Source organism: Ectothiorhodospira sp. PHS-1 (genome assembly GCF_000225005.1).
Lineage (GTDB): Bacteria > Pseudomonadota > Gammaproteobacteria > Ectothiorhodospirales > Ectothiorhodospiraceae > Ectothiorhodospira.
In genome coordinates this window covers 158,437-171,501 of the sequence record NZ_AGBG01000001.1, presented here as the reverse complement: position 1 = coordinate 171,501, position 13,065 = coordinate 158,437, and the positions used below count along the sequence as shown (strand labels likewise).

Annotated in this window: 9 protein-coding genes and 1 pseudogene; 5 read left to right on the top strand and 5 right to left on the bottom strand. The window is 61.1% G+C overall.

The features are described 5' to 3' along the window. The first annotated feature begins 100 nt into the window (after window positions 1-100). The 4 genes from ECTPHS_RS00765 (at window position 101) to ECTPHS_RS00750 (ending at window position 3,379) form a co-directional block, all read left to right on the top strand. A complete protein-coding gene (locus tag ECTPHS_RS00765) occupies window positions 101-781 on the top strand; it encodes a hypothetical protein (protein ID WP_008930754.1) in 681 nt (226 codons plus the stop codon). Between the two features lie 713 nt (window positions 782-1,494). Further along, window positions 1,495-2,499, top strand: coding sequence for a Fic family protein (locus ECTPHS_RS00760; protein ID WP_008930753.1), 1,005 nt, complete (start codon window positions 1,495-1,497; stop codon window positions 2,497-2,499). 86 nt (window positions 2,500-2,585) lie between these two features. Continuing rightward, entirely contained in the window at window positions 2,586-2,864 is a 279-nt protein-coding gene (locus tag ECTPHS_RS00755) for a DUF1778 domain-containing protein (RefSeq protein WP_008930752.1), read from the top strand. An 11-nt stretch (window positions 2,865-2,875) separates the two neighbouring features. After that, window positions 2,876-3,379, top strand: a complete 504-nt coding sequence (locus ECTPHS_RS00750) for a GNAT family N-acetyltransferase (RefSeq protein WP_008930751.1) — start codon at window positions 2,876-2,878, stop codon at window positions 3,377-3,379. Between the two features lie 226 nt (window positions 3,380-3,605). On the opposite strand, the pseudogene ECTPHS_RS14915 reads toward ECTPHS_RS00750, so the two are convergent. The 4 genes and pseudogenes from ECTPHS_RS14915 to ECTPHS_RS00730 all read right to left on the bottom strand — a co-directional run. Continuing rightward, a pseudogene (locus ECTPHS_RS14915) lies at window positions 3,606-3,773 on the bottom strand (cell filamentation protein Fic); the annotation flags it as partial. A 92-nt stretch (window positions 3,774-3,865) separates the two neighbouring features. Next, complete coding sequence (locus ECTPHS_RS00740; RefSeq protein WP_008930749.1) at window positions 3,866-4,912, bottom strand: triacylglycerol lipase; 1,047 nt, start codon at window positions 4,910-4,912, stop codon at window positions 3,866-3,868. Between the two features lie 79 nt (window positions 4,913-4,991). Next, entirely contained in the window at window positions 4,992-5,666 is a 675-nt protein-coding gene (locus ECTPHS_RS00735; RefSeq protein WP_008930748.1) for a Crp/Fnr family transcriptional regulator, read from the bottom strand. A 40-nt stretch (window positions 5,667-5,706) separates the two neighbouring features. Then, a complete protein-coding gene (locus tag ECTPHS_RS00730) occupies window positions 5,707-6,255 on the bottom strand; it encodes a flavin reductase family protein (protein ID WP_210386875.1) in 549 nt (182 codons plus the stop codon). Between the two features lie 155 nt (window positions 6,256-6,410). Between ECTPHS_RS00730 and ECTPHS_RS13820 the strand changes: the two genes are divergently transcribed. Next, entirely contained in the window at window positions 6,411-9,974 is a 3,564-nt protein-coding gene (locus tag ECTPHS_RS13820) for an EAL domain-containing protein (RefSeq protein WP_008930746.1), read from the top strand. Between the two features lie 12 nt (window positions 9,975-9,986). On the opposite strand, the gene ECTPHS_RS00720 is transcribed toward ECTPHS_RS13820, so the two are convergent. Then, on the bottom strand, window positions 9,987-13,028 hold the full coding sequence (locus ECTPHS_RS00720; protein ID WP_008930745.1) for a chemotaxis protein CheB: 3,042 nt from the start codon (window positions 13,026-13,028) through the stop codon (window positions 9,987-9,989). Between the last annotated feature and the right edge of the window lie 37 nt (window positions 13,029-13,065).

Sequence of the window (13,065 nt, the reverse complement as noted above, 5' to 3'; positions counted from 1 at the left end):
GGGGATACCCCAGGGTTGAAGCAGAAAACGCTCAGCTGACGATCACGGGTGGGTCAATTTTATTGACCGCTGGTGGGTCGCTTCTGATGGCCATTGACAGATGGACGCAAGCGGCGACGTGAAGATCTATTACGCGCCGTTCGAGTACATCAACCCCAGTGCGCGGATCGTTCTGGTCGGGATCACCCCGGGCCCCACCCAGATGGTCAATGCCAACAACGAGGCTCGGCGCGCGCTTCAAGCCGGCAAGTCCAGAACGGAGGCGATCCAGGCCGCCAAGAGCGTCGGCGCGTTCAGTGGCGAGCCGTTGCGGAGCAATCTTATCAACCAGCTCAACCATTGGGGCTTTCACAAGTGGCTCGGTCTGGGCGATTCGGCCGACCTGTTCTCCACGTCGCGCCACCTGGTGCAGACCACCTCCCTCCTGCGCTATCCGGTATTCGTCAAGGAAGACGATTACCGTGGCTCGCCCGACATGACCAAGCACCCCTTGCTGAGGAAGTACCTGCTGGAGAACTTCGCGGCGGAGGTCGAGGAACTGAGGGATGCCGTGTTCGTCGGGCTCGGGCCGCAGGTCCAGAAAGTGCTGGATCGTCTGATCCAGGAGCGGGTCCTGAATCCCGACCGGGTGATTGGCGGAATGCTGCACCCCTCCGGAAACTGCACCTACCGGATCAATTACCTCATCGGCGACAGAAGCGCGCCGGTCCCGCACGCCACCAACCCTGTGCCTTACGACCAGGGCCGACGAGCATTTCGGGATCGGTTCGTCACCGCCTGATCGAACGTCGGGTGAGTGCATGCGGACGCGGGTTCAATTCCGCAAATGGGAATCGAACTGGCGGCTGGTTTCGGGCGCGTTGCTGATGCCAACCGCAGGTGGGAGCTGGTACGATTGCCGGCAACAAGGGCTGGATTCCGCACCTTTCCGCAGGAGTTCGCAGCGGTTCTAAGGCGCTGAGTTACATAGGTTTGGCGCCGGCTGCCACCCCACCACCAGCAAAACGAAAAGCCCCTTCCGATTCAGCAGCTTACGGAAGGGGCTTTTTTCGTTCCCACACTCCCTCCCACAATCCTGAAAGTGCTTGTCCTGCCTGTTCACCTCACCAGAACAGGAGTGCCGACCGCGCACCACTGGGCGTGACCGGCCCGGTTTCTGGTAGACTCCTTCGTATGGCATCAATGAGCGTTACAAGGAGAAATGCTGCGACGGTGACGCCAAGGACTGGCTGGAGCAGCTTCGTATTCTGCGCGATGCCCACGGCATCACACCGGACGCCTCCCTTGCCACCGTTCAGCAACAGACCGCCAAATCACCGGTTGCCAACAGCAACTTCCTGAAACAGGCCTTCCTCGAAGGCTGCCAGCGGGTCGGTCTGTTTGATGCTATTGCAAAGGAGGGAGCCGCGCCATGACCTTTGCCTCCGCATTCACCATCACCAACCGCATGACCTCCGCGAGTTCCCGCATCGAAGAGGCAGCCAGGGAGGCAACATGAAATATCAGCCACCCTACACCATCACCCCCGAGATCCTGAACCGGGTCGCCGCGATCAGCGAGGCCATCGGGCGGCTGACCGTGCTCACCGATCAGGCGAGAGCCTTGCGGCTGCGGCGCATCAATCGCATCCGCACCATTCGCGGTTCGCTGGCCATCGAAGGCAACACCCTGAGCGAGGCGCAGATCACCGCGATTCTGGAGGGCAAGCGGGTCATCGCCCCGCCTCGCGAGGTGCAGGAGGTGAAAAACGCCCTGGCCGCCTACGACCGGTTCGACAGCTGGAAGCCAGTGTACGAAAAGGACCTGCTGGAGGCGCACAAGATTCTGATGTCCGGCTTGATCGACGAGACAGGGCTGTATCGGCACGGCGGTGTGGGAGTGATGGCAGGCCAGCAGGTGATTCACATGGCCCCGCCCGCCGACCGGGTTCCCCATCTGATGGACGATCTGTTTCGCTGGCTGGCCGCCACTGATGCCCACCCGCTCATCGCCAGTTCGGTTTTTCACTACGAGTTCGAATTCATCCACCCCTTTGCCGACGGCAACGGTCGCATGGGGCGGCTGTGGCAGAGCCTGATCCTGGCCCGCTGGAATCCCCTGTTCGCCGACATCCCGGTGGAAAGCCTGATCTTCGAGCACCAGGCCGAGTACTACCAGGCTATTCAGGAAAGCACCCAAAAGACCGATTCCGCTCCGTTTATCGCCTTCATGTTGCGGATGATCCTGGATACCGTGACCAGCTCGACCCCGGAAGTAACCCGGGAAGTTACCCCGGAAGTTCGACTGCTCTCAGTTCTTGCCGGAGAGATGACCCGGCAACAACTCAAAGAGGCGCTCGGGCTGAAAGATGATGAGCATTTCCGCAAAGCCTATCTGCTCCCGGCTCTGGATGGCGGTCTGATTGAAATGACCATCCCAGACAAGCCGCGCAGCAGCAAGCAGAAATACCGCCTGACCGACAAGGGTCGTCAGGTGGTGGCCCGGCACGGCGGCGGATAACTTGCGACAGACTCGTGACACGACTTATTGTCAGGACGATGTCCGGACACTTACAATGGGAAGCATCCAAATTCCGGAGGGGCACCATGAGCACCCCGAATCTTTCTAAGACCGAACGCATTGACGTTCGTGCAAGCGCGCCGGTCAAGCAGCTGCTGCAAGAGGCCGCGCGCGCCTGCCACAAGAACGTCAGCGAGTTCCTGCTCGATGCGGGCGTGACGGCTGCCGCACAGACGCTGGCGGATCGTCGCCAGTTCGCGCTGGACGAGGCGCAGTGGCAGGCGTTCCAGGAAGCGCTGGATCGTCCGGTGCAGAGCAAGCCGCGCCTGAAGAAACTGCTGCGTGAGCCCGGGGTTCTGGGTTGACCGGCGACGCAATGACGTCGCCCTATGCACCCGTTCGCAAGCTTGCAGCAACGGATCAGATCGATGCGTTCGACTGCGGTCAGGCCGCGCTGAACCAGTTCCTGCAGCGCTACGCGCTCGTCAGCCAGAAGGCCAACAGCGCGCAGACCTACGTCTGCTGCCAGGGTGACATGGTGCTCGGCTTCTACAGCCTCGCCGTCGGCGGCGTCGATCCGGAAGCCGCCCCAATGAGGGTGATGAAGGGGCTGGCGCATCATCCGGTGCCGGTCATGATCCTGGCCCGGCTCGCGGTGGACAAGGAACATCAGCGCAAAGGCCTGGGCCAGGCATTGCTCAAGGACGCGCTACTGCGCACGGCGCAGGCCGCCGACATCGCCGGTATCCGCTGCCTGCTGGTGCATGCCAAGGACGATGCGGCGCGGCGCTGGTACGAGTCCTGGGAATTCGAGCCCAGCCCGACCGATCCTTATCACCTGTTCCTGATGCTCAAGGATCTCAAGGGTATGTTGAGCTGAGGTGGTGCCTCCACCTCAGAGCCCGACTCTCGCGCGCTGCTCATCCCACAGTGCCGGCGGATCGACCGCCAGGTCGAATAGCTTGATGTGATTCGGCAGAGTGTCGTCGAGGATGGCGGCGACGATGTCGGGTGCCAGCGTGGTCAGGTTGACCTTCCTGGTGCCAGGCTTGGGATTGGCCGACGGCTTCAGGCAGAAGAACAGCGGACCGGACCACGCGCGGTTACTACGGGAGATCGTTCAGCTCGTAGCTGGTACTGCGCCCGCCCGCATTCGATTTCCGCAGCACGCCACGTGCGAGCAGGTCGTTGATGTCGCGCAGCGCCGTGTCCGGCGAACACTTGGCAATGGCCGCCCACTTGCTGCTGGTGAGTTTGCCCTCGAAGCCGTCGAGCGTCGACGTGCCGATCCACCGGGGCCAAGGCACCGATGTCCACGCCGAGCCTGCGGGCGATGAACGAGCGCACGGATTCGACGTTGAGCTGCTCACCCTCGATCTCGCTCGCAACCGCCGCCCCACTCCCGCAACTGCTCGACTATCAGCGGAATCGCCGGTGGTTCCTGATCGGTAAAGGGCATGCGCACCAGCAGGCCCCGATGGGATGCGGGCACGATCACCGGTGCCGGGGCACCCTCGAAGGGCAGCGAGACCACCGGCACGGCGCCGTCTCCCAGGGACTCCCCGGTGGAGGACCACCAATCCTCGACCCGGACCGGCAGGTCCTCGATACCCAGTTCCTCGGACAGGGCATCCAGACTGGCGCGCATCGCCGGGGTGGGTTCGGTCAGCTGGCCACCGATCACGCGCGCCGGGACTTCGGGGGGCCAGGGTCTGCGGTTGAGATCCCGCAGAAATTCACTGTCGGGTCGCAGGTCGATCTTGGCCGCGCCGGTGCCGTCACGCAGACCGGCCCAGAGGGAAAAGCGGCCTTCGGGGATATCCGCCAGCCATTCGCGCACTTCAAGCCAGACCCGCAGTCTGGCCCAGTCGGAGCCCTGGTTGGGTGTCCCCACCAGGATGGCGCCGCCCACGGGAGGACCCTGCATCTCCGCATCGGCCGTCGCCGGGTGTCGCCGGCGGGTCACGAAATCCCGGATGATCAGCCCCCCCATGCTATGCCCGATCAGGATGACCGCTCGCCCGTCGTCCAGCGTTTCCCAGTAATCGGCCAGCAGATCCGCACTATGATCAATGGCCTGATCGTTGGGATAACGGAATTCCCATACCGTCAGGCAGGCCGCCTCCAGCTCGGGCACCAGGTCATCCCAGATTCCACCCGGCTCGTCCAGACCGTGAATCAGGACGACGTCCGGAGCATTCGCCGCCCCACCGTTGCCGCGGGGGATGAACCCGATCAGTTCCGGCGGCAGGGACATGGCCTCCGGAAACCAGGTTTCTAGCCGTTCCTGGACCGTGATACGGAACTCCCGTTCCAGATCGGGATTACGTTCCGTCCAGAACACCCATCCAGTGAACGGTGTGAAGACGACCATCAGCAACAGCAGCAGGATGAACAGCGTTAATCGGCGCATTATCTCCGGCTCCCAAACACTCCTCGGACAGCACCATGTTCGGTATGAAGGTGCCGTGATGCAAGGGGCCGACCCGAACTCAAACCTCCTGGCCCAATAGACGGCGCAACCCTGCCCGATCCTTGAGCAGTAGTGTCTCACCGGATACCTCCACCAGTGCCTGGGCCCTCAGCCGGGCCAGAATCCGTGACAAGGTTTCGGGTTTCATGGACAGACGCGAGGCGATGATCTGCTTGGGGAGATCCAGTCGGACTTCCCCGGCGTCATCCCTGGGCTGCGACAGCAGATACGCCACCAGGCGGTAGGTGGCGTTGTGAAGCGTGAGTTCATCGATGTGGCAGAGCAGACCGTGGACCCGACGACTCAGACTGCCGAGCATCTTCAGGGCTAGATCGGGGGTCTCGGCGAGCAGGGACAGGAAGGTGTCATGATCGAAGATCACGAGCTCCGTGTCCGCCAGGGCCGTGGCATTCACCGGATAACGCCGCTGTTCCATGAACATCACCGCTTCGGCAAACAGCTGACCGGTCTGTATCACCTCCACGACCTTCTCATCCCCGTCGCGGGACAACAGGAACAGCTTGATGGCACCTTGACGCACCAGAAAGAAATGGCGGGCAGCATCGCCCTGTGAGAACAGGGGCTCGCCGGCCAGACAGCGCTTCTCCCGGGCGGCACCGCGGATACGCTCCAGTTGCGCGGTCGTCAACGGCTCGAACAGTGCCAGACGTTGCAGTTCAGCCTCTTGAATCATGGAATTCGCCCCCCCCGGCAGTGATTCACCGAATCCATGTTCAAACCTTCAATGTCTGATAGGCGCCGCGAAAATACAGCAACGGCGGTGCCTCCCTGGGCGTCGACAGCGCCAGCACCTCACCGATGAAAATGACATGGTCGCCGCCTTCATGGGTCGCCACGGTACGGCATTCAAAGCTGGCCAGCATCTCCGGCAGGATCGGCGCCCCCGTGGACCAGACGGCATGCTCGATGCCCGCCCAGCGATCAGGATCACTGGAGGCAAATCGGGCGGATACTTCCATCTGATCATGAGCCAGCACATTGACGGCAAAAGCGCCACTGCCGAGGAATGCCGGCAGGCACTGGGCCTCCCGGCGCAGGCTGAAGAGTACCAGCGGGGGGTCCAGGGATAACGAGCTGAAGGAGTTCGCGGTAAAGCCCTGGGGCTGTCCAGTGCCGGGATCACGACAGGTGATCACGGTAATGCCGGTGGCAAAACGCCCCAGGGCGTCACGAAAGAAGCGGTCATCGGTGACCGGCCTCGGCTCGGGAAAGATCATGCCGGAAGGCTTCATCAGCTTGGGCCTGCGGTGGGAATGTGTCATAAAGATTGCGCCAGAGCACCCGTAAGACGTGCTCAAGCATGGAGTAGCAGACCAAGCGCCTGGACTGATTATGAAGGAAACCCGGTCAGCGGTGAGTTATGATGCCACGGTCCATCCTGTGATGCAGCTCACAACCCTGATAGCCCAGCCAGCCGATGTCCAAAGACGAACGCACTTCGGAACACGCCAGACACATCCGAGAACAGGCCCAGGAGGCGCTGCGCCGGGGTGAGTTCGATCTGGCACAACAGATGCTGGAAAAAGGGGAAACCAACCTCGCCGAGATCACCGAGAAACTGCGGATCTATCAGGCGGAACTAGAGATCCAGAATACCGAACTCAGGGAGGCACAGCTCACCACCCAACGGGCACTGGAACGCTATACCGCCTTCTTTACGGGCATTCCCATCGCCGCAATCGTGGTGGATCGTCACGGCCTGATCCTGGACTCCAACGACCAGGCACACCAGCTGCTGGGTTTGCGAACCAGTCACCTGCGTCGCTATTTCCTGCGTCGCCTGATCCCCAAGGAGGAAGAAGGCCGACTCCATCAAGCCCTGCTTCAGGCTGAAGAAAAGGGCCGGTATATCGTCGAGCACATCAACTTCATCCGGTCCGATGGAGACGCCTTCATGGCCGAACTCCACCTTGCCCGACTCCCCGGCCGGGACGGCAATACCCATGAGTTCGTCTGCGCCGTGGTGGACCTGACGGAGCATATTCGTCACGAAATGGAAATCTCCCTGGCCCATGACGAACTCAGGGAAAGTGAAGCCCGCTACAAGATTCTGGCCGACTACTCTCCAGTGTGGGATTACTGGCTGGGAGCGAACGGCCAGTACCGATATGTGTCTCCGGGGTGTCTTGAGATCAGCGGCCATCAGCCCGAAGCCTTCATGGACAACCCCCGCATGATGGACCAGATCCTGCTCCCCGCCGATCTCTCCCGCTGGATTGCCCATCAGGAAAAACTCCGGCATTGCCGTGCCCAGGAACCCCACTGCAACATGGAATTGCGCATCCTTCATGCCAATGGTGAAGTGCGCTGGATCGAGCACGAATGCCAGCCCGTCATCGGCAAGAATGGTGAGTATCAGGGGCGAAGAGGGGTCAATCGAGACATCACCGAGCGCAAGCGGGCAGAAATGCAGGTGGCACAGATCAGCATGCTCTATGCCACTCTGAGCGCAGTCAATCAGGCCATCGTGCGCATCGAGGATGAACAGCTGCTGCTGGACAACCTGACGCGTATCGCCGTGGACTACGGCCGCTTCAACGCCTGTGTCATCAGCCTTTGCCCCGAACCGGGGATGGACCCAGAGCCCAAGTCATTCAACGGCCTCACGCCGCAGCAATGCCGCTCTATGCCTCTGATGGAAGCTTGGCAAACCATCAACCGCCAGCCGTATATCTATGCCCACCGTGACGCCCCGGATGCCCCGCCCCTGTGGCAGACCTGGGCAAGACGCAACGGCATTCATACCTTCGGGCATTACCCGCTCATGCGGGAATATCGCCTGGTGGGCATGGCCAGCTTCATGTCGGATACGGCGGAAAGCTTCACCCCGCAGATCGATCGCCTGGTACAGGACATCACGGAGGACTTTTCCTATGCCCTCCAGCACCTGGCACTGGAACAGAAGCGACGGGCCACCGAAACCGCCTTGCAGGAAAGCGAATCCCGCTATCGCAGCCTGTTCGAAAACAGTCACTCGGTGATGCTGCTGATCGACCCCGAAGACGGCAGTATCGTGGATGCCAACCCCGGTGCCTGCCAGTTCTACGGCTGGGAACGGATCGCACTGGCACAACGACATTTTTCAGATCTCACCACACACCCCTCCGCGGAAACGGGGATCCTCCCGGATCCGCTGTCCAGGGAAAGGCAGGACCCCATCAGGGACGTCCATCGGTTGGCCAATGGCGAATTGCGACAGGTCGAGATCTATACCGGCATGATCCAGGTCAGGGGCAAGGATCTGCTCCATGCCGTGGTGCATGACATTACCGAGAGAATCCGTGCCGAAGAGGGGCTGCGCCTGGCAGACCGGGTATTTCAGGCAGCGGCGGAAGGGATCATGGTCACGGACGTGCAACGACGCATCGTGGCGGTCAACCCGGCCTTCACCGAGATCACCGGATATTCAGCCCAGGAGGCCATCGGTCAGACACCCGCCCTGCTCAGGTCGGGTAAACACGACGAAAGTTTCTACGAAGTCCTGATGCAGCAACTCCATGACTCCGGCAACTGGCGTGGCGAGGTCTGGAACAAGCGCAAGGACGGCACCCTCTATCCCGAATGGCTGACCATCAGCGTGGTCAGGGATGACCAAGGCGAAATCACGCACTACGTGGGCGTATTCAGCGACATCGGCCAGGTCAAGGAAGCCCAGAGACAACTGGAGCTGATGGCCCATTTCGACCCTCTCACCGGCTTGGCCAACCGGGCTCTGTTCAAGGATCGCCTCAGCCACAGCCTGCGCAAGGTGAAACGGCAAGGTGATACCCTGGCCCTGCTGTTCATCGACCTGGACCGCTTCAAGACCATCAATGACACCCTGGGGCACAATCAGGGCGATCTGCTGTTGCAGACTGTTGCCAGGCGCATGGCGGACAATGTACGTGCCTCGGACACGCTGGCACGACTGGGCGGCGATGAATTCGTGTTACTGCTGGAAAACGATGCCTCCAGCAGTAACATTCAGACTCTGTGCCAGAAGATCCTCGCCGTGCTGTCGGATCCGATCAAACTTAATGAGCATGAAGTGGTGGTCACCGCCAGCATCGGCGTTGCTGTCTACCCGGAGGACGGGCGGGACGCCGAAACCCTGCTCAAGCACGCCGACCTGGCCATGTATCAGGCCAAGAATGACGGTCGCAACGACTATCACTTCTTCGCTCCCGATCTTTCCGCCGGCGTACTGGAAAGACTCAAGCTGGAAGCCGCCCTGTGCGGTGCCTGCTCCCGCAACGAACTGACACTCCATTATCAACCTCAGATCGACCTGAGTACCCGGCACCTTCAGGGAGTGGAAGCCCTGGTGCGGTGGATGCATCCTGACCTGGGTATGATCTCTCCCGCGGACTTCATCCCGCTGGCGGAAGACATCGGCATCATTGGTGAAATCGGCAACTGGGTTCTCAGGGAAGCCTGCCGACAAATGCATCAATGGCGTCGGGATGGTCTGCCTGTGCCGCAAGTGGCCGTCAACCTTTCAGTGCAGCAGTTGGAGCGTGGGAACCTGGTCATTCAGGTACGCCGGGCGCTGAGCGACTTCAACCTCCCCGCCCACTGCCTGGAACTGGAAGTGACGGAATCCCTGATCATGCGTGCCCCAGAAAAGACCCTGAGCACATTGCAGGAACTCAAGTCGCTCGGGGTGCGGCTGGCGGTGGATGACTTCGGCATTGGTTATTCATGCCTGTCCTATCTCAGACGTCTGCCCCTGGACCGGATCAAGGTCGACCAGTCCTTCGTTCGTGACGTGGGAGGGGGCACCAGTGACGAAACCATCGTCCGGGCCATCATCGGGCTGGGCAGAAGCCTGGGACTGGAGACCGTGGCGGAAGGCATCGAGGAGACACGGCAAGTCGAATTCCTGCTCCGGGAGGGGTGTCTGTCGGGCCAGGGCTACCTGTTCAGCAGACCCCTGCCCGCCGAGGATCTAACCGCGCAATGGGGAGAGCGGATCAAGGACCAGAAGCACCGGACACACTGAGCCGTTCCGCGGCTACGACTCCTGGGTTTGGGCTGGTCCCTGACCCTGACTGAGGATCCAGTCGGTAATCTCCAGATGACTGACGATAGCGCCGCCATCCGGATGACACAATTTCCCGGCATGCATCAGGAACCAGCGCTGGTTGTCTGCGGAATGGCAAGGATACTCGAAACTGAAGCCATCCAGATCCCCCTTGAGCAACCTATGCAAACCCTGTAATGCCTTGAGTGCATAGGGTGAATCCAGATTGTCCGGATCCCCCAACTTGCAGGCATCCAGATAGTTGGCACCGACTTCTGAGCCATTGAGCGTTCGGTCGCCGTTTCTTTCCGCAAAGGTGCGCCAGGCCTTGTTCACCATCAGGATGACACCGTCGTTGTCGATCACGGCCACATGGTGATCGAGGGAGTCCAGTACCGCCTGCAAAAGGGCCACATCCCGGATGGAGGTGATATCCACCAAGGTGATCACCGCGCCCCGGGTGGAAGCCCCCTGCAGGGTATAGGGCAGGATGCGTAGCAGATAGTGGCGTCCGGACTCCGAACTGACCTCATGCTCCTGCATCCGGCCTTCACGCAGACTGTGACGCAGATCATGCATGAGATCCGGGTAATCCAGGGAATGGGTGAAATCATCGATGGGACGCCCCACATCCCCATCCCGGATCTTGAAGATCTGCGTGGCCTCCGGCGTGAACCGGGTGATGCGCATCGACTCATCCAAAAACAGGGTGGCGATGGATGCCGCCTTGGCCATGCTGTCCAGGTCGGCATTGAGCCGATTGAGGATCTGGATCTTTTCCTGGTTTTCCGCGTTGACCGTATAGAGTTCCTCGTTGACGGACTGCAACTCCTCGTTGGAGCTTTGCAACTCCTCGTTGGCGGCCATCATTTCTTCGTTGGTGGCCTGAAGCTCCTCATTGGATGCTTCCAGTTCCTCGATGGTGGCCTGAAGACTTTCCCGGGTCGCCGCCAGTTCCTGCTCCAATGACTGGATGCGCTCCATCGCCTCCGCATTCACATCCAGTGGCGGGGCGCCATCCGTCACACCGGCATTGCCGACATCCTGGGGCTCGAAGGACAGCAGCATGAACACGACATTACGATCATCCCCCGCCAGCGGCTGGGCCGAGATGCACAACCGCTGCGAGGATCCGTCAGGCAACCGGAAGGTACTGGCTTCGGAACGGACCAGCTCACGGCTCTTGGCGGCACGCCGCAACAGCGCCTGCGCCACCGGCACGATGCCGTTCGGCAAGAGCTTGGATATCTCTAGCGAAATGCTCCCGGAGGGGAAGTGCAGATAGCGCTGGGCCTGGCCGAAGATATGAACCAGTTCCATGCCTTCCGACAGCAGGATGCTGGGGGGCGCATGGTCACGCAGCAGCAATTGCTGGGCGGCATCGATGGCGGAGGCATCCAGGCTGCGTCCCGGCTGTGCCCCCAGACGTCGTCCCCGACTTGACGCCGGCCCACGTGAACTCAAAAGCGCGGAGCCGGAATGTGGCTCCAGCGGCAGGGTGGTACTGCGCAGCATCTGGAACAGCTTGTGCTTGCTGCTCACCGGGGTGAAGTCCGGACTCAGTCCCGCCAGGGACTCGCTGCTGCCCAAAAAGAGATAGCCCCCCGGCGCCAGGGCATACTGGAGCCGACGCAGGGCTCGTTCCTGGGCGCCGGGCACGAAATAGATCAGGACATTGCGGCAGGTCACCATGTCCATGCGCGTGAACGGCGGATCTTCCAGCAAGTTGTGGCGCGCAAAGACCAGGGTCTGGCGCAGGTCCGGCTTGACCACGAAATGACTACCCCGCTTGATGAAGAAGCGCTCCAGCCGCTCGGGCGACACCTCGGCCATGATGGCCTCGGAAAAGGTGCCGGCGCTGGCGGCATCCACATTCTTCTGCTCCACATCCGTGGCGAAGATCTTGATGTCCGGCCAGCGCCTTGCGCGATCAAAGGCCTCGGCAAACAGGATGGCAATGGAATAGGCCTCCTCACCGGTGGACATGCCCGCCACCCAGACCCGGATGGGATGGGATCCGGAAGCCTGCTGGACGATCTGTTCCACCGCCTTGGAAGCCAGGGTGTCGAAGGCTTCCGGATCACGAAAGAAATTTGTTACCGGAATGAGGATCTCGCGGCGCAGCACCGACACCTCGCCGGCATCATTCTCCAGCAGTTCCAGGTAATGTTCGAAATCCCGCACATGACGCACCTGCATGCGGCGTTCGATACGTCTGAGCACCGTGGCCGACTTGTAGTCCCGGAAATTCACCCCACCGTGGTTGTGCAGCAAGTGAAAGATGCCCTCCAGGGCAGAGCCGATATCCAGGTCCGAGACAGTCCTTGGCGGCGGCCCCACCCGGGTTTCCGGTTTTTGCAGGATATGATCCTTGATCCGTCGCCCCAGGGTCTCCGCCGGCAGGATCTCGTCCACCAGACCGGTGGCGATGACACTGCGGGGCATGCCGTCGAACTTGGCATCCTCGGGATCCTGGGCCAGCAACAGACCACCGGCGTCATTGATGGCCACAGACCCTCGGGTGCCGTCCGATCCGGTACCGGACAGGATCACACCGATGCAACGATCCCGAAACTCCCGCGCCAGGGAAGAGAAGAACAGGTCGATGGGCAGGGAGAGCGCCTTGGGGTTCTTCGGACTCAGCCGTAGCTGGCCCTCGGAAATGGTCATCAGGTTGCCCGGTGGGATCAGGTAGATGGTTTCCGCCTCGATCTCCATGGCGTCGCGCACGGTCACCACCGGCATACTGGTATGGCGTGCCAGCAAGTTGGCCATCAGGCTCTTGTGGTCGGGAGACAGATGCTGGACCACCACGAAAGCGGCCCCCGAGCCTGAAGGCATGGCATCAAAGAGCTGTTCCAAGGCCTCCAGTCCACCGGCCGACGCACCGATACCCACCACATGACCGCAGAAATCGCTACGGATCATTTCCTGATCCATGGCCTCCGCCATACCCGCATCGTCGGCATCATTGTCCGTCCTGGTCGCGGTATCCGGGGCTGGGTCGGGAAAGGCATCTTTTTTTGGGGGCATGGGGTTCCTTTTCAGGATCTGAAGCACTCATCGAGGA